The sequence below is a fragment of the Streptomyces sp. NPDC005374 genome (genome assembly GCF_042872225.1).
In the GTDB taxonomy this organism is placed as follows: domain Bacteria; phylum Actinomycetota; class Actinomycetes; order Streptomycetales; family Streptomycetaceae; genus Streptomyces.
Genome location: NZ_JBIAKA010000028.1, coordinates 62796 through 79018, shown reverse-complemented (window position 1 = coordinate 79018; position 16223 = coordinate 62796). Strand labels below are relative to the sequence as shown.

General features: G+C 68.8%; 18 protein-coding genes and 1 pseudogene. 8 read left to right on the top strand and 11 right to left on the bottom strand.

The window, feature by feature from the left end; translation table 11 throughout:
- Positions 1-192 precede the first annotated feature (192 nt).
- From ACFYRX_RS44365 to ACFYRX_RS44345, 5 genes are all read right to left on the bottom strand, one after another.
- The gene (locus ACFYRX_RS44365) at positions 193-609 is read right to left on the bottom strand and encodes a hypothetical protein (RefSeq protein ID WP_389112806.1); all 417 of its coding nucleotides are present in this window, start codon (positions 607-609) and stop codon (positions 193-195) included.
- Positions 606-2702, bottom strand: coding sequence for an integrase (locus tag ACFYRX_RS44360; RefSeq protein ID WP_389112804.1), 2097 nt, complete (start codon positions 2700-2702; stop codon positions 606-608). Before ACFYRX_RS44360 ends, ACFYRX_RS44365 begins: the two co-directional genes overlap by 4 nt.
- Positions 2699-4351, bottom strand: a complete 1653-nt coding sequence (locus ACFYRX_RS44355) for a hypothetical protein (protein ID WP_389112802.1) — start codon at positions 4349-4351, stop codon at positions 2699-2701. The genes ACFYRX_RS44360 and ACFYRX_RS44355 overlap by 4 nt, the downstream gene beginning before the upstream one ends.
- 77 nt (positions 4352-4428) lie before the next feature.
- Positions 4429-5862: a site-specific integrase gene (locus ACFYRX_RS44350; protein ID WP_389112800.1), complete on the bottom strand. Its 1434-nt coding sequence runs from the start codon at positions 5860-5862 to the stop codon at positions 4429-4431.
- Positions 5863-5988: 126 nt separating this feature from the next.
- Positions 5989-6222, bottom strand: coding sequence for a hypothetical protein (locus ACFYRX_RS44345; protein WP_389112799.1), 234 nt, complete (start codon positions 6220-6222; stop codon positions 5989-5991).
- A 36-nt stretch (positions 6223-6258) separates the two neighbouring features.
- On the opposite strand from ACFYRX_RS44345, the gene ACFYRX_RS44340 reads away from it, so the two are divergent.
- The 3 genes from ACFYRX_RS44340 (at position 6259) to ACFYRX_RS44330 (ending at position 7801) form a co-directional block, all read left to right on the top strand.
- Positions 6259-6654: a hypothetical protein gene (locus ACFYRX_RS44340; RefSeq protein ID WP_389112798.1), complete on the top strand. Its 396-nt coding sequence runs from the start codon at positions 6259-6261 to the stop codon at positions 6652-6654.
- A 311-nt stretch (positions 6655-6965) separates the two neighbouring features.
- Positions 6966-7181, top strand: a complete 216-nt coding sequence (locus tag ACFYRX_RS44335; protein ID WP_389112796.1) for a hypothetical protein — start codon at positions 6966-6968, stop codon at positions 7179-7181.
- Between the two features lie 65 nt (positions 7182-7246).
- Entirely contained in the window at positions 7247-7801 is a 555-nt protein-coding gene (locus tag ACFYRX_RS44330) for a hypothetical protein (RefSeq protein ID WP_389112794.1), read from the top strand.
- 173 nt (positions 7802-7974) lie between these two features.
- On the opposite strand, the gene ACFYRX_RS44325 is transcribed toward ACFYRX_RS44330, so the two are convergent.
- A complete protein-coding gene (locus ACFYRX_RS44325; protein ID WP_389112792.1) occupies positions 7975-9147 on the bottom strand; it encodes a PP2C family protein-serine/threonine phosphatase in 1173 nt (390 codons plus the stop codon).
- Between the two features lie 98 nt (positions 9148-9245).
- Positions 9246-10004 (bottom strand): IclR family transcriptional regulator, encoded by a 759-nt coding sequence (locus ACFYRX_RS44320; RefSeq protein ID WP_389112790.1) that lies wholly within the window; start codon positions 10002-10004, stop codon positions 9246-9248.
- A 156-nt stretch (positions 10005-10160) separates the two neighbouring features.
- On the opposite strand from ACFYRX_RS44320, the pseudogene ACFYRX_RS44315 reads away from it, so the two are divergent.
- The 3 genes and pseudogenes from ACFYRX_RS44315 to ACFYRX_RS44305 form a co-directional block, all read left to right on the top strand.
- Positions 10161-10388 (top strand): annotated as a pseudogene (locus tag ACFYRX_RS44315) (transposase); the annotation flags it as partial.
- Between the two features lie 59 nt (positions 10389-10447).
- Complete coding sequence (locus ACFYRX_RS44310) at positions 10448-11137, top strand: TetR/AcrR family transcriptional regulator (RefSeq protein ID WP_389112788.1); 690 nt, start codon at positions 10448-10450, stop codon at positions 11135-11137.
- A gap of 281 nt (positions 11138-11418) precedes the next feature.
- Positions 11419-11664, top strand: coding sequence for a hypothetical protein (locus ACFYRX_RS44305; RefSeq protein WP_389112787.1), 246 nt, complete (start codon positions 11419-11421; stop codon positions 11662-11664).
- Between the two features lie 174 nt (positions 11665-11838).
- Here ACFYRX_RS44305 and ACFYRX_RS44300 read toward each other — a convergent pair whose 3' ends face one another.
- From ACFYRX_RS44300 to ACFYRX_RS44290, 3 genes are all read right to left on the bottom strand, one after another.
- A complete protein-coding gene (locus ACFYRX_RS44300; RefSeq protein ID WP_389112786.1) occupies positions 11839-12195 on the bottom strand; it encodes a Rieske 2Fe-2S domain-containing protein in 357 nt (118 codons plus the stop codon).
- A 196-nt stretch (positions 12196-12391) separates the two neighbouring features.
- Positions 12392-12547 carry a hypothetical protein gene (locus ACFYRX_RS44295; protein ID WP_389112784.1) on the bottom strand — a complete coding sequence of 52 codons (156 nt, stop codon included), beginning with the start codon at positions 12545-12547 and terminating at the stop codon, positions 12392-12394.
- 52 nt (positions 12548-12599) lie between these two features.
- A complete protein-coding gene (locus ACFYRX_RS44290; RefSeq protein WP_389112845.1) occupies positions 12600-12914 on the bottom strand; it encodes a transposase in 315 nt (104 codons plus the stop codon).
- A gap of 212 nt (positions 12915-13126) precedes the next feature.
- Here ACFYRX_RS44290 and ACFYRX_RS44285 point away from each other — a divergent pair, with 212 nt between their 5' ends.
- Positions 13127-14674: an FAD-dependent monooxygenase gene (locus ACFYRX_RS44285; protein WP_389112782.1), complete on the top strand. Its 1548-nt coding sequence runs from the start codon at positions 13127-13129 to the stop codon at positions 14672-14674.
- Between the two features lie 200 nt (positions 14675-14874).
- On the opposite strand, the gene ACFYRX_RS44280 is transcribed toward ACFYRX_RS44285, so the two are convergent.
- On the bottom strand, positions 14875-15198 hold the full coding sequence (locus tag ACFYRX_RS44280) for a putative quinol monooxygenase (RefSeq protein ID WP_389112780.1): 324 nt from the start codon (positions 15196-15198) through the stop codon (positions 14875-14877).
- A 147-nt stretch (positions 15199-15345) separates the two neighbouring features.
- On the opposite strand from ACFYRX_RS44280, the gene ACFYRX_RS44275 reads away from it, so the two are divergent.
- A complete protein-coding gene (locus tag ACFYRX_RS44275; RefSeq protein WP_389112778.1) occupies positions 15346-16179 on the top strand; it encodes a helix-turn-helix transcriptional regulator in 834 nt (277 codons plus the stop codon).
- The last annotated feature ends 44 nt before the right edge of the window (positions 16180-16223 follow it).

The window sequence follows — 16223 nt, the reverse complement described above, 5'->3', positions numbered from 1 at the left end:
CGGAGCCGAATCCACACCGTCACCAGCAGCCTCACCGGCGTCGACGACTCCGACGTGGAGCTGGCCCCCGCCCTACCAGCTGAGGGAACTCAAGGCCGATGGGTTGGGACTCTCCGCGAATGCGGGGTGTATGTACCGACGTGGACGGGTTGAAGCCAAGGTCTCAGCTGGTCGTCGGTGGCAAAGGGCCTGCTATGGGCCGAGCGTGGCCTGCGTCGGCAATCTGCGGACGGTGGCATGGCGGTCGGCGAGCTGCTGGTGCAAGTGGCTGTTTTCCATCGTGACCTGGTGCAGGGCGCCGACCAGTGCTTCAACGTCGGCCTTGAGCTGGGCGATCTCTTCGGCGTCCGCCGCGCGCAACTCCCTCAGGCGCCGGGTCTGCTGGCGCAGCCGTTTCTCGCTGTCGGGGGTCTGCCCGCGGGCGCGGACCTGGGCGTAGAAGTCGTTCTTCAGATCCAGGTGGCGTTGGGTCAGGGCATTGCGGGGGACTTGGGCTTCGGTGGCCAGGGCGACGATGGTCAGGGCGCCGTTGGAGTGTTCTGGGACTCCGGTCAGGATGCGTTCCATAGCGGCGCGGATGCGGTTACGTTCGTCGTGCGCGGGTGTCACGAGGTCGCCTCCTGGGTGGTGCGGTCACGGTGGTGCTGGGCGGCGATGTCGCGGTGGCGCTGTGCTTGGTGGCGCAGGCGTGCGGCCAGCGGTGGCGGGGTGAGGGGCGAGTCTGCTTGGTGTTCCAGCGTCGCGGCGTGTGCGATGAGGGTGCGGGCGTGTTGGTCGGTGCGGGCGATGTTGGCGCACAGCGGTTCGCAGACGTCGAGTCGCGGTGCATCGGGGCGGGGACCGGTGCGATGGCACAGGGCCTTGTCTCTGTCGTAGACGCAAAGGAGATAGGCGTGCGGGTTGTCGTGGACGGCCAGGGACGGATTGGCCAGGAGTTCAAGGGCCTGCCGGGAAGTGTGCAGGACGCCAGCGAAGGCTGGTCCGTGCGAGGCGGAGCGGATGGCGCGGGCTGCGGCGGGCCCGGAGATCCCGGCGCCCGTGGCGAGGTCGTCGTGCAGACGAGCGAGGGTGTCGGCGGTGGCGCGGGCGGTCTCGATGTCGAGGAGGTCGTGGATGCCGCCGCGGCTGCGGGAGGCGTATCCGGCCGACAGGGCGGTGCGCAGGTGCCCGTACTGGACGGCGAGGGCGACCAGGCCGCCGGGACGGCGGGCGATGTGCCAGGCCAGGGTACGGCGCAGGCGGCGCGGGGTGAGCGGACCGTGTGGGTCGGGCGGGACACGTTCGTGGGGCCGGCCGAGGCGGGTTGCGACGGTGTTGATCCAGTCGACGTAGGCGGCAAGGCGCTCGCGCATCGCCTCTACCGTGAGCGCCTTCGGCCGGGAATGGTGCCGACGCTGGGTGTGGTGGGCGGCATCGAACAGCAGGCTGCCGGACGGGGCCATGCTCTCCAGCACCCGGACAGCGTCGGTGACTGGGGGGATCGCGACCCAGGGCGTCTCGCGCTGCCGGCCTGAGGGATCGTGGGTGCCGTCCGTACCAGTGGTCGTCTTGAAAGTGCGGGCGTGCAGCAGGGCTGGGCCATCGGCAGAGGGTGTGCAACAGCCATGGGGCAGGGACAGCGCCTCGGCCGGGCGCATTCCAGTGAGGTAGGCGATGACGACGAAGGCTGCCGTGGCCAGGTGACGGCGCAGGTCAGCGATGTCGTGGAAGTCGATGCCGTCGGTCCACGGCTGCCGGTCGACTTGCGCGGTGATCTCCACGGGCAGCGGACTGGTGCCAGGGTGGTTGCGCAGGTAAGCAGGCCACGGCGCCTTCTGGCATGCGCGTTGGACCTGGTGCTCGGTGGCGTCGGTGAGCGCGCTGATGTAGGTGGTGGCCAGGGTTGGCGCGCCTGCGGTCCGGGTTCGGGTGGGCAACGGCTGGCCCTCCGCGGCGAGGCGTGCCAGGTAAGACGCCACCCGGTCCCGGGACTCCTGCGTCGCGCTGGCGTGGGCAGCGCGGGCGAGCAATCGCTGGTGCGCCTCGGTCGCGGCGAGGATGTCAGCGGCGAAGTCCTCGACGAGGCGCAGGGACCACACCAGCAGCGTGCCGATCGTGGTCGGGGCGATCGGCTCCGTGGTGTTCTCTCCGCCAGGACGGGCCGAAGGCACGTATTCGTCATCGTCATGTGTCCAGGGCGGTTCGCCGACCCCGGTCGGGTGGGGCGAGGTGGCGTCCAGGGCCCACAGCCGCGTGAACGCGGCCAGTTCGTTGTGTACCTGAGTGCGATCCAGTCCTCTTGGTCTGATCGCGTCGTCGAAGTAGGCGTCGAAGACGTCGGCCTGACAGGCCCGCAGCGTGGTGGTACCGCGCCGGGCGAGCCACTTGGCCAGGCGCAGCCAAGCCAAGTGGGTGTGATAGATGCCGGCGTAGCTGGGGCGTGAGCGCCAGGACGGCGCGCGGCTGGCGAGGAACGAGTCGGGCAGGCGCCGGTTGATCAACAGCCACACCAGTAAGCGGAACTCCTCGCGCAGAACGTCTGGGTAGCCGTCCCAGACGATGCGGTGCGCTCGACCGGCCGGATTGTCATCCAGGGGCGTCAACAGCCAGATGGGATCGCCGTAGCGTGGCAGCGGTCCGCGCCAGGAGGCGGCCACTCGGTCCGGTTCGATCACCCAGATCGGGGCGGTGGCTGCGGTTGGTGGCTGCGGTACGAAGGTCACTGGTCGAAGTGGCCTTTCAGAAGTGATGCGATGACGTCGCGGTCGGCGTCGCTCACACGGGCCAGGGCGTGCTGCCAGGGACCGGAGCCGATGCGGTTTCGCAGGTCTTCGAGCCGGGCGAGAGCCGGGCCCCAGTCGTGTTCCCACCTCTCGAGCGGCAGCACGGCGCGCAGGTTGCTGATCGCGCGGTGCAGATGGGCCAGCCGGGCATGATGGCCCGGGTGTACGCGGGCGTTTGGGCACGCGGTGCACATCATGAACGACGCCGCGCAGCCGTCGGCCTCGGGAGTCAGGGGACTGTGCGTGAAGTCCGCGCAGTCGGCGATCACGGTCATCTGATCGCCCGGGTCGCCGGCATCGGTGAGCCGGGCCCGAACGAGCGTGGCCCGGGCCGCTTCGACCGCGGCCGCAGCACCGGCAGCGATCACGGGCACTGCGGCCTGCCGGGCCTGTGGCTCGCGCAGCACATAGACCACGTCATGGGTGTCCTGGCTGTTTTGTCCCGGCTCCCGGCGGTGCAGGACATTGACGGTGCGGCGGATACGGCGCAGCGGCGATCCAGGCCAGCCCTGTGAACGCCCCCACCGGTCCACCTGGTTGTCGGCAAGCCCGAGCCCGAATGGTCCCACCCGCAGCCCCTGCCATGTGGAGCGACGGCGGCTGTCGGTGGCTTCCCGCCAGATCAACAATCGCCCCGCATCGCCGCCTGCTGCCTCGACGCAGGTGCGGGCTGGACCGGTCGCCTGCAACGTCTGCGTGATCAGCCGGCCCGGGGAATCGGCCCCCCAGTCGGCCACGTTGCGGGTCTCGGTGCTCAACCGGTTTCCCCGACGGCGCTTTTCGAGCTCCAGCCGGTACACCGCTCCTGGGCCCCTCTCCGCGGCCGCGGAAACGATGCGCGGGACCCGGAGGTCCGACACCGTCGTGGCGTTCAACCCGAACTCCGCGACCAGAAGCACCGCCAGCGCGGCCGCCTCCCCCGGGCTGAGAAACAGCCGTTGCGAAGCCGCCACAACCCCGCCGCCGCCCAGCGCCTTGCCGTACCGGTACGGCACCCGGACGTACCCGTCCACCTCCCATGGCGGCAGGCGGCCGGTCTGGGCGAGAGCGTCCAGCACCTCTCCCACCAACCAGTCCGGCGATCCCTGCTGGCAGGCACCGGACCGCCATGCGGCGAGCAAGGCGGCGTTGTGCTCGATGCGCAGAACCGCCGCGCGGAAGGTGCGGCGTGCCGCCGCGCGTACCTGGTCGAACTCCTGGGGAGAAAACGCCTCCTCCTTGGCGGGCAGCCGCATGACCCGCCGGGACAGCGCCTCCCGCGCTGACGCCGTCAACGCGGGGTCGCTACGCAGAAACGAAGCCAGCACTGTCACCTCGTTGCGGCCTGTGGCCGTCTGCTGGCGAGCCATCCGGTAGGCGTTCCACACCCCCGCGCTCACCGCGTCCGCCCGTTCCTGCGCGGCCAGGAAGAAGGCAAAGCGCCTCAGGTTCAACCACATCGACGTGCTGGACAGCACCGACTCCCAGCCGCCACCGGGCCGACAGCGCGCTGCGAACAGCATCGCCCACATCTGCTGCAGCCCTTCAGCGACCGGAAGCTCTCCAAAGTCGTAGATCCGAGAGCGGCCCCGTCCGTCCTCGTGCCGCACCACCAGACCGTCCGCCCTCCGTACGACGGGCCGGTGATGCTCCTCCGAGGGCAGGGCCGCCTTGCGCCCGCGGCCGCTCACCGCCGCACCAACTGCTCGTCCAGATCCACAATGCCCTCGCTCTCGCGGGCGATCCGTGCCAGCAGCCCTGTCACCCAGTCCGGCGAGGGTGCACCGAATCCAGGATCGGCCGGGCTGGGGTCGGCCAGCAGCGCCCGCAACCGCAGATCGGACACGGGCGCCAGGTAGATCTCCCGGGTCGTCTCCACCTGGGCGTGCCCCAGCAGGTCCTGCACCATCCGCCACACATCCCCGTACAGCAGCCGGAAATCCCGCCGCTCCTCAGCGCTCAGGCCCATTCGCCGGTCCACGACGTAGTGCAGGACGACCAACATGTGGAGCGCGAAGGAGTGCCGGCACATGTGCGGCGTGCACACTGGAGGCTCCGTCATACGGCCCTGGAGCACGTCCACACACCGTTGCGAGGCGGCCCGAAAGACGTTCTCCCACGACGCCGGCCGCAACGGCAGTCCCGACTCGTTCAGCCACAGCCACAACGGCTCCAGCCCCTCCTGGCCCTCCCGAAACATTGTCATCCGCTCCGCCACGGACGCCGACGCCAGTGGCGTCCGTCCCAACTGGTTGTCCTGATCGCGCCAGTGCAGCACCCGCTCCCTCAACCCAGTCACCGCCGTCACCACCCTGCGCATCGGCAGGCGCTCGTAGCGGCCCAACGCCTGAGCCCGGCGCACCGCCGCCGCCCGGGACGACTCCGCGTAACCCTCGACAGCCGCCACGACGGGAGCCGCCACGTAATAGGTCCGCGCCCGCTTGGACTTGGTGACTTCCCGCGCGAGGCGCCCTGGGTAGAACCCGCCGGCATCCAGCCGAAGCCGCGGCATCTCGATCGTCAGCAGGGAGCCTCCCTCAGTCAGGCGGACTCCCGAGGAGAACAGGAACTCTGCAAAGGCCGTGTTGCGCGACTCCAGCCGCCCCTTCCACACGCTGGACGGGACACCGTACGCATCATGTCCCCGAAGACCCACATCAACCCAGAGGCGGAACGCCCGTGGTGTCAGCCAGTGCACATTGCTCGTCCGCGCGTGAGCGATCCGCGCCTCGGCCACCTGGACCTGGCCACCGAAACGCCCTCGCACCGACCGTGTCACCACAGGGCTGCGGGCCACCACGCCTGCTGACAACGCCCAGCCGTACAGACGGGTCAACGCCGCAAGGCCGCGGTTCCACCGAGCCCCACCAATCCGTCCCGGATTGCGCAACGAGCGCGTTCGCCAGTCCTCGAAGTCCCACAGATCATCAGCATCGGCATCACACCAATCCTTGCCCCGCGCCCACAGGAAGTCGAAGAACACTCTGTAGTCGTCGGTGTAGTTCCGCTTCGTCTCCTGCGCCAAGCGGGAAAAGCCTGACCTGCACAAGAATCGGCTCAGCACGGGATCAACCCGGTAGTCCGGCGACAACATGATCGGATCTCCTGGTCTGATCTCCACGCTCACCGCTCCCGTGGCAAGGCCCTCCCGCCCGATCAGTCGACGCACACGTTCCGAGGAAGCTGTAACGCCTTCCCGCGCCCAAAACACCCGCCACCTGGCCACACCACGTCCCTTAGATCGGCTTCAACACGCCGATTCAACAGGGAATTCGTCGCCTTCGACCTGCTGCGCCTCGCAGGTACGGACACCCTGGCGTGGCCGTCCCGGCAGCGCCGGGCTGCCCTCGAGGACCTGGTCACCGAGCATGAGCTGACGGCGCCCTGGGCGCTGGGCGCTGTGCCCGTCGACCATCGAGGCGGACACGGTGAACGAGTGGCTGTCGTGGTCGGCGGTGGGCCTGTAGGTGATCGTCTTCAAGCGGCTGGAGGGCCGGTATGAGGCGTCGGCGCGGGGGTGGCGCAAGTACAAGGTGCGCGAGACCCACAGAAGGCGATCGTCGGCGCGGTCACCGGCCCTCTGACGGGACCGCGGACCCTGCTGCTTGGGCGTTACGCCAAGGATGGGCGACTGCGGTACACCGGCCGCACCACCACGCCGCCGCAGGCGGCCGGCCGCGCTCTCGCCGATCTGTGGCCCCGGCGCGAGCGAGCACCGTGGAAAGGTTGGACGTTCTCCGCCGGATGGGGCACGAGGGAGACCTTGGACGTCACGCTCGTGCGACCCGAGTTGGTGGTGGAAGTCGGCGCCGATGTCGCCCGGGACAGTGCCGGGCGCTGGTGGCACCCTGTCCGCTGGTATCGCGCCCGGCCCGACCTCTCCCCCAGCGGCGTCGCCCGCTTCAGCACTTGACCCGGTGGCCGGGCCCGTGCCGTGTGGTGCGGGACTATTGGGTCTGGATGGCGCCGCGGTCGATGAGTCCCTGGATGTAGGGCGGCCAGTCCCGCTCCAGGCTGGTGGTGATGGCGGCGTGGACGTCGGCGCGGACCTGCGGGGTGTTTTACGTAGTTCCACGGATGACTCCCCGGCATGCGACTGGAAGCCTCAGGATCCAGGTATCGCACTCAGGCTGTCGGTTACGCGGGTATCAGGAGCCGTCGCTTCCCTTTCGCCGTGGGCAGAGCTCCGTAGTGCGTATTTCGTCTTGGCAGAGAGGCGTGGAAGTGACGCAAAAGACAGGCGAGGGTTCCGCGGTGTTGAAGGTGCTGGTGCTCATCGGGGCGGCAGGCGTCTTCATCGGCCTGCTCGGCAATGTCCCCCTCCTGGTCCTGCCGGCGGCGCTCGTCACGATGTTCTCCGCGATCGGGGTGCAGGTCACACGGCGCAGAGCCGGCGCGTTCCGAAGGGCCGAAAGCGCGGTTCGGCACGAGGAATCCTAGCCGTATGACGGCGAGTGACGCGTCGCGATCCGCCGTCCAGGGCTTCAAGAACCGGGGGAAGTGTTGTGCGCGAACGGGACAAAGCGTTGGCCATGGGGAAAGACGCCGCCTACGGCAGCTATGTGAGGTTCGCGTGCCCTGCCTATTCGCACGCCTGGGCCTTCTTCGGACCCCTTGGCGTATTCCAGGGGTGGGGCACCACGGTCGATCTCGTGCACATCTTCAAAGGGGAAGGTGGCTGGTTGCACGGCTGGTTCGCCCCGCTCAGCGGACTCTGGACCGTGTTCCTGATCGGCTGCTGTTTCGTGTCCCGGTACGACCGGCGCACGGGCGGCCCCACCCCCCGGCTGTACTGCTTCCAGCTCGGAGTCGTGGTGGCCACCGGCGACGTCCTGCGGGCCTATCGCTGGACCGAGCTCACCATTCACCGCAAGAAATGGCGGAGCGGGAGCGGGGAGAGTCTCGACTGGGGAACTCGCATAACCGTGATGGCGCGGGACGGCAGTGTGGTTGTCGCGTTCCCAGGGAACGAGCCGGACGGCGCCGGTTGCTTGGAGATGGAGAAGCTCCACGAGGCGGTGGTGCGCGGACCCGGGGAACCCAGGCCCGCGACGCCGTGACAGGCGAGCCGTGCCGGTCATGTCATCAACTGTCCGTCGCCTTCACTCCGTCCACGAACGCCGACCATGAGTACGGCGAGCAGCACGGCTGCCGTGGCCGACGGCGCCGCGGCAGCTCTCCTCAGGTGAGTCATGGGGCGAGTCTGTGACATGCGCACCATGGCCAAGAGGCTTCACACAGTGGTCGGTTGAACGACGGCCGGTTCGGAAACGGTTGGCTTTCGGATCAGGAGCAGTGCCGCGTCGTCGTGCAGTCGGCCGCCCACGTGGGCCAGCAGTTCGTCGTGGAGGGCGGTGAGGGTGCGGTCGGGCTCGTCGGACAGATGGCGGGCCAGGCCTTCGACGAGGGGGTAGAACGCGCGGTCGCGGTCGCGTGCCTCGGTGACACCGTCCGTATAGAGCAGCAGCTGGTCCCCGTCGGTGAAGGACAGAGCCTGGAGGCCGGGGGTGCGGCCGGTGAGGGCACGCAGTCCCAGGGGCGGGGCCGGCTGTGTGGGCTCGACCGGCACGACGCTTCCGGCCGCGCGGACCAGTAGCGGCGGCGCGTGTCCGCAGTTCACCACTTCCAGGCGCCCCTCCTGCGCGTAACCGGCGACCACGACAGTGACGAAGTCGTCGCTGCCGAGGTTGCGCGCCAGGCTTCGCTCGATCCGGTCGACGACGGCGAGGAGGTCGGGCTCGTCGTAGGCGGCCTCCCGGAAGACACCGAGCACCAGCGCGGCGGTCCCCACGGCCGGCAGGCCCTTGCCGCGCACATCGCCCACGATCAGCCGGACCCCGTACGGCGTGGGTATCAGGGCGTACAGATCCCCGCCGATACGGGCCTCGGCCGCCGCAGCGCTGTAGCGGACCGCCGCCTGGAAGGGGCCGACTGTCGCCGGCACGGGCTTGAGCAGCGCGTGCTGGGCCGTCTCCGCGACCGAGCGGACGGCCGCGAGCACCCGCTCCCGACGTCCGCGCAGCACGCTGGCCAGGCCACTCGCCAGCGTGACGGCCAGCAGGGCGGACAGGACGGCGGCCAGTTCACTCACCGGAACACCGTCCCGGGCTCCGAGCGTCGCGCCGAGCACCGCGGCGAGGAACCCCACCCACAGGACACCGCGCGGACCGTTGGTGGTGGCGGCCAACGCCGGCCCTGCCGCGAGCAGGGGCAGCCAGATCATCCCCGCTCCGCCGACGAGGTCGGCCAGTACGACGACGAAGACAATCAGCACGGGCAGTACGGGCGTCCCGGCGGCCAGCTGGGCGGCGGCACGCCTGCGTCCCACCGTCCGGGGACAGGCCACCCGGTCACTGGGCAGCCGCGGCGTCCAGAGGTCGCCGCCATGATCTCGGGCCTGGCTCATAGATTCGTCCGCAGTCCTCACCTGTTCAGGGCGCATTCCTGAAATGCCTGTTTCATCCAGGAAACGGATCGGGCCGCGGCGCCACAAGAAGCAGATTTTCAGATAGTGAGCGACAGGCTCCTCGTCACCCGGCTCGCGGTCGGGAGCAGTCGTGCCCGGATCTTCTCCACCTGAGAGAGCCGGCCCGCCGGAACGGAGACGCCGAGGGAGCCGAGTATGTCCCCGCTGTAGATGGGCACGGCGACACAGACCGTGCCGAGGGCGTACTCCTCCAGGTCCGTGACGGCCGGTGCCACGGGCGAGGAGTCGATGCGCCGCAGCAGTTCCGACAGGCTGGTGATCGTCCGTGGAGTGAGGTCGGCGAGGTGGTGGCGGGAGAGGTAGTCCTTGCGGGCGTCCTCGTCCAGTTCGCGCAGCACGGACTTGCCCAGCGCGGTGGCGTGCCCGGCGTCCTCGAACCCGACCCAGAGATCGACGCGGGGAGTGCGGGGACCGTCGACGATCTCGGCTACACGGATCTCGCCCTCCTCGTAGAAGGTGAGGTAGGCGGCGGCGCCCAGCTCGTCCCGCAGCGCGGCGAGTGTGGGACGCACCCGGCTGAGCAGCGCCTGCCCGTGGCCGGTGGTGCCCAGCGTCTGCAGCTTGTCGCCCAGGATGAACCCGCCGTCGGCGAGCTTGCGCAGGTATCCGTCGTGCACGAGCGTCCGCAGGAGGTGGTAGGCGGTGGCCAGGGGCAGCCCCGTCTCCCGTGCCAGCTGCTTGGCCGGCGCGCCGTTCTCGTGCGCGCTCACCGCCTCCAACAGGCGGAAGGCCCGCTGAACGGACGTGATGAGCGTCGGGCCGTCGTCCGCACCCATACGACCAGCGTGCGCCCGGCACACAACGCAGGCAAGGCACACGCCCCTCCAAGACGCCCAGAAGGGGGCACGCCCGCACGACTACCGGAGCTCGGTTCGCCTCGGGATGCCGGCGTACACATAAACGTGGCTCTGGCAAGATCTTCGTAGGCGGAGATGTTGCTGCCCGAAGCGCCGCCCAAGCAGGTCGAGGGCAGGCCGCGGGTCCCGGACCGGCAGGCGCTGCGCGTCATCCTGTTCGTGCTGCACACCGGTTTCCAGTGGGAGCACCTGCCCCAGGAGCTGGGCTTCGGCTCGGGCATGACGTGCTGGCGCCGCCTGGCTGCGTGGAACGAGGCCGGTGTCTGGGGCCAGTTGCACCAGCTGCTGCTGAACAAGCTGCGGAAGAAGAACTAGCTGGGCTGGTCGCGGGCGGTGACCGACTCTTCGCTGTACGTGAGTCCATGAAGATCCCGGAGGCAGAGGCGGCTCCCTCGCCCGAAGCACCGGTCACGGGGCGCCGGGAGCGCAAGCGCCGCCAAGTCCGCGACCAGCTGTACGAGGCTGCTGTGGACCTGTTCGTGTCCCAGCGCTACGAGGCGACGACCATGGACCGGATCGCCGATGCCGCGGACGTCGCCCGGGCCACGGTCTTCGACCACCTCTCGCAGAAGGTCGGCTTCCTCGAGGAGTGGGGCGTCCGGCGCCGGGCGCGGGTCGCGGCTATCCTCGGCCAGGAGCATGCGGAGGACGTGCCGATCGGCGTACGACTCAGGCGCTGTCTGCGGGAGATGGCCGAACTCAATGTCACCTTCCGCGCGGAGACCACCGTCCTGATGGACGCCTCCGCGCGCTTCGGCCGGCTGCTGCAGGATCCGTCTATCGAAATCGAACTCACGAAGATCGTCGAAGAGGGACAGCGGCGCGGCGAGATCCGGCAAGCGGTCGACTCCGACCAGGCCGGCGCCCTGCTCGCGGCCTGCTACTTCTCCTCCGTCCTGCGCTGGATCCGGGAGGAGGCGCCGCCCTTCGACCTGCCTCGCGGCCTCGACTCCTCGCTCGACATCGTCCTGCGGGGCCTCCTCACCTCCGGATGGACCGACAGGATCACCACTGAGCCGTCCGAGCAAACAGAAGTTCTTACGACAGGCTGACACGGGACCGAATCCCCTTCATCCCACCACCCCCACAGACAACTCTGGCTCTGCACGTCACCGACCGGCAGTGGCGCTGCCGGAGGCCGGGGTCTCGTGGTCTTCTGAGTCGACGTCGAGCGGGTGGGGATCCTCCACCTGTTCTTCACCACGAGGCGACCAGGGCGGGCGCTTCGCTGCGAGCCGCGCGGCGAAGCCGATGAGCTGACGCACCGCCTGGTACATATTGGACGATCAGTCAGCACGCTGTAGCCCACGGGCTGTCAGGCCGAAGGAGTGGCATGGAGCACGACCCAAAGCAGCTGGACGCCAAGGTCGACGAGATTAAGAAGCTCGTCAGCACCATCCGCGATGACGACTTCTGGGAAGAGCTCATGAGGTCCTGGAAGCACCCAGGCTGGACCACCCCAGCGGAGTGGATCCTGGTATCTGGTCAGCTCGAATCGCTGAGGGGAGCCCTGGAGCAGGTTCGCCTGGGTCAGGAGAGCCTCCTGGCCGGGTGCCAGGCCGTCCAGCAGACTGGCTGACAGGCTGACCAGGCCGGAGACTCCACCGGGAACTCTAACCTGCCGTACGAAGGGCCGGGCCGCCTCACCCCGAGGCTGCCCGGCCCCTTCACGTACGCGCCCGCGCGCGTAGGAACAACCGCCTACTGGCCGCCCTGGCGGACCGTGGCCGGAAGGAGCTGATTGAACGTCAGGTCACCGCGAATACGGGTAACTCGCCGGGGCCGGCAACCGCTCCAGGGTGTCGCCGACCGGGCGCAGGCGGCCGTGCGGTCGGACCAGCGAGAACAGCGCCTTCGATCTTGATCCCATTTCGGCGTGCGCAGATGCGCACACCCCCGCGGACTCGGCCCGCCAGCACTCGACCGTGCACCCGTCCACCTCCCCCTCGGACAGCGAGACGGCACTGTGCGAGCACACATCGTGGATCGCGAACACCTGCTTCTCGGCCAGGACGAGGGAAACGGGAACACCCTCCACCTCGAACCGTCGAGGCACGCCCTCCTCCAACACGTCGAACTTGCACATATAGGTGTAGCCGCTGCTGGCCATCGCTCTCCTCGGGTGCATCCACGACACCTGGGCCGGGTATCAGCTCCCCGGGGGCGCGTCGGTCAAGCCGTGCCAGCCAGGGGCGTCACGCGTGTGGCGTGGCTGACCGCCAACGCTATCGACGGAGCTCGCGACCGGAACCCGACCCCAGCCCGAACCGAACTCAGCACATGGACCTAGATGCAATGCTGTTGCTTTACGGGTCTGCGGGTTGGGGTCGTTGGATGCGGATGGCTCGGGTGCCGGTGGCGGTGGGCTGGGGCCAGGCGTGGTGTTCGGCCCGTTTGAGCCGGTAGTTGGACATCTTGCGTTTGACGGCGCGGGGCTGGCTGCGCAGCCGTCTGGGTGGCAAGAGACGCTCCAGAAGGTCGCGCTGGAGCCAGACGAGGGCTCTGACCAGCAGCTCAGGGGGAAAAGCTGCCCGGTGTGAGGGTCACGCTGCGCCGGGCGGAGCGCAGGGTTTCGGTGAAGGAGACCCGGTCGGGGTCCAGGCCGCGGGTGACGGCGGTTCTCACCATCAACTCACGCAGCGCGTGGTGGACCAGCAGGTGCGCCCAGATCTGTTGCAGCACGCCTTCGGGCGTCTTGCTGCTCAGCACGGTGCGGGCGCCGCGCTGATGGGTCTTGAGCTCGGCGAAGACAGCCTCCGCCTCCCAGCGCTCCTGGTAGAGCGCGGCCAGCTGGCGGGCGGGATGACGGCGGGCATCGAGGCGAACCAGATCACTGCGGCAGCGGTATCACTTCTGAGGGCAGGTGTACGCTGTCCAGCAAGTGGAATGGCCGATCCATTTCCGTGTCGGGTGCCGGCCGTTTTGGTCATCGCGTTGCCCGGAGTCCGCAGATCTACTCGCCAACTCGCCGGCTCCTTCTTCCAGCCGGTGCGTCACCGGAGGCCCGACCGGGCTATGGGCAGAGAAGGAGCAAGGCTTTTATGGACAACGTGGACGTTGTGGTCGTCGGTGCGGGAGCGACGGGACTCATGCTCGCCAACGAGCTGGCGATCTGCGGAGTCTCGTCGGTCGTCCTCGACCGGGAGATCGGGCGCCTGAGCCACTCCAAGGCGCTGGCGCTGCAGCCGCGCACGGCGGAGGTCTTCGATCTGCGAGGTCTGATCGACGGCGCCCGGGAAAGGCCGCTCGCCTCCGTCAACGGACACTTCGCCGCCCTGCCCGTTCCCCTGACCTACACAGGCTGGTCCACCCCGTACCCCTACATGGTTGCCATCACCCAGTCCCGGGTCGAAGCGCTCCTCGAAGAACGCGCCGCGGCCAACGGCGTCACCATCCGGCGGGAACACGAACTCACCACGATGACACAGGACGAGACCGGCGTCACCGCGACCGTGGACACCCCCCACGGGCAGCGACAGGTGAGGGGCCGTTACCTGGTGGGATGCGACGGAGGGCGCAGTGTCGTACGGAAGCTCGCAGGGGTGAAGTTCTCCGGAACACCCGCCGTGCGCTTCTCGGTTATCGCCGACGTGGTGCTGAAAGAAACCGGGGCGGAACTCGACAGCACGTGGGATGACCTGGGCAAGACGTTCGGTCATCGCACCGCGAACGGCCAGGTTGTGAGCCTCCTTCCGCTGGGCGAGCCCAACCTCCACCGACTGGGGTACCAAGATCCTCCCATCAGCGCCGAGACCCGTGACGCGCCGGTGCCCACGGAGCGCCTGGAGGAAATGCTGCAGTCCCGCTACGGGGACAAGGCCCAGATCGCGGAGGTCCGATGGGTCTCCTGCTTCGGCGACGCCTCCCGGCAGGCCGAGCAGTATCGGGTGGATCGGGTATTGCTGGCCGGAGACGCCGCACACATTCATAGTCCCGCCGGTGGACAGGGCTTGAACCTCGGCGTGCAGGACGCGATGAACCTCGGCTGGAAACTGGCCGCGCAGGTGAAGGGCTGGGCACCCGAAGGACTCCTGGACACCTACCAGTTGGAGCGGCACCCCGTCGCCGCACAGGTACTGCACAACACCCGCGCCCAGAGCCTGTTCCTCGACACCACCTCGGCCGCCGACGAGCGCGTGGAAGCCATGCGCGAACTGTTCACCACGCTGATGAGCATTCCGGACGTCAACCGCCATCTCGCCGGAATGGTGTCCGGCCTCGGCATCCACTACCCGATCGCCGGCCAGCATCACCACCTCGCCGGCGCCCGGCTGCCCGACACCGAAGTGACGGCCAACGGCAAGCCCCAGCGCACCAGTGTGCTCCTGCGTACCGGCAAAGGGCTGCTCCTGACGAACGCCGACAGCGACGCCACGACGGCAACACAGTGGGCCGACCGAGTCGATGTGGTCCGCACACCCCAGATGACGGTGTCGGGATCCGTCGTCGGCGCCCTCCTCGTCCGCCCGGACGGCTACATATGCTGGGCCCAGACGACCCAGGACGCCGCGCGCCTCTCGGGAGAGGTACCGGCCCCGGCAGAGCTCGTCGACTCCTTGATCCAGTGGTTCGGACAGCCGGTGCGCTGAGGCATCTCGCCCAGCGCTTAGAGCGACCGGCAATAGACATCGGGTGTGGGGAGGATGCAGGGCAGGCACGGGTCCACGTGATCATGGAGTCTCTACGCTCAGTGATCACGAAGGACGGCCGTGCCGGCGCTGCCGTCTTGCTGCTCGAAACCACTCAGCGTCGAAGGATGACGATCACGGCCGCCGCACTCAGGGTCGGCCTACTGTGCCGGGCGGAACGGTCGCAGGAAGCGGATCCCGTCCTCGACGCTGCCGTCCATCAGTTCCAGCAGTTGGGGTACCAGGTCCTGCATGCGGGGCGCCTGCAGGTGGCCTTCGAGGGCCTCCCGGCTCTCCCAGCGCTCGAAGATGACGAATGCGCCCGGTTGGCCCTCGACCTGGTGGGCCTCGTAGTCGATGTTGCCCGCGTCGTGGCGCGATGCGGTGACGGCGGCTGTCATGAACGCCTTCATCGCGGCTTCCTTCCCGGTTTTGGCCCGGGCTTCCCACAGCACGGTGACGTAGTGGTTCGACGTGGTGGTCATGCTTGCTCCTCCTGACTCCGAACAGCATCGTTGTGCGCCGTTCACGACTCGACACTGAGCCCTCGGGGAGCGTCGGCGGAAGCTACGGGCCTTCCTGGTACAGCGCGTACCACCCAGCGGGGCGGGGTGTGCGGGAGGATGCTGTGTATGGATCAACTAGGTGCCGCGCTGCGGGCGTGGCGGGACCGGCTGGACCCCGCGGCGGTGGGGTTTGCGCACGGTTCACCCCGTCGGGTCCCCGGTCTGCGACGCGCGGAGCTGGCGACGCTGGCCGGCATCTCGGTCGAGTACGTGGTGCGGCTGGAGCAGGGACGGGTGGCGACGCCGTCGGCGCAGGTCTGCTCGGCCCTGGCTCGCGCCCTGCGCCTGTCCGGCGATGAGCAGGCTCACCTTCTGCGCATGGCCGGTCATGCGGCGGATCCGAGCCGGGTTCCGCGAATGATCCCGGGGAGCCTGTACCGGATCGTGGACCAGCTCGCCGGCAACCCGCTGGCGATCTACGACGCCACCTGGCAGTTGCTGCACTGGAATCCGCTGTTCGCGGCCACGTTCGGCGATCCCACGGTCCGCGGTGTGGGAGACCGCAACGTCCTGGTCTGGCAGTTCCTGGGTGAGCTGCCCCGGGTCCGGCAGACGGCGGCCGAGCGGGCGGCATTCGAGGAGTCCCTTGTCGCCGACCTGCGCGCGACGACGAGCCGGTACCCCGACGATCCCGACCTCACGGCGTTGGTATCGAGGCTGAACCTCAGCCCACGGTTCTGCGAGTTGTGGAACCGCCGAGCAGTGGGCGGTCACCAGAGTGCGCACAAATTGGTCCAGCACCCGGACGTCGGAGACATCGCCATGAACTCCGACATCCTCAACACCCAGGACACGAACCTCCGTCTCGTGGTGTACACGCCGCAGCCAGGCACCGACGCCCGCAGCAAACTCGAATTCCTTGCGGCCGTTGGCGTCCATAAGATGTCTCCCAAGGGATGAGGGCCCGCGTTCCACCTCATCCGGAGGACCAGGCTGCTGGGTGG

Bases quoted from the DNA above. Each gene is read 5' to 3' on its own strand.
- ACFYRX_RS44325 (WP_389112792.1), bottom strand. From the start codon at position 9,147: ATGAGCCAGGCCCGAGATCATGGCGGCGACCTCTGGACGCCGCGGCTG.
- ACFYRX_RS44320 (WP_389112790.1), bottom strand. From the start codon at position 10,004: ATGGGTGCGGACGACGGCCCGACGCTCATCACGTCCGTTCAGCGGGCC.
- ACFYRX_RS44310 (WP_389112788.1), top strand. From the start codon at position 10,448: ATGAAGATCCCGGAGGCAGAGGCGGCTCCCTCGCCCGAAGCACCGGTC.
- ACFYRX_RS44305 (WP_389112787.1), top strand. From the start codon at position 11,419: ATGGAGCACGACCCAAAGCAGCTGGACGCCAAGGTCGACGAGATTAAG.
- ACFYRX_RS44300 (WP_389112786.1), bottom strand. From the start codon at position 12,195: ATGGCCAGCAGCGGCTACACCTATATGTGCAAGTTCGACGTGTTGGAG.
- ACFYRX_RS44285 (WP_389112782.1), top strand. From the start codon at position 13,127: ATGGACAACGTGGACGTTGTGGTCGTCGGTGCGGGAGCGACGGGACTC.
- ACFYRX_RS44280 (WP_389112780.1), bottom strand. From the start codon at position 15,198: ATGACCACCACGTCGAACCACTACGTCACCGTGCTGTGGGAAGCCCGG.
- ACFYRX_RS44275 (WP_389112778.1), top strand. From the start codon at position 15,346: ATGGATCAACTAGGTGCCGCGCTGCGGGCGTGGCGGGACCGGCTGGAC.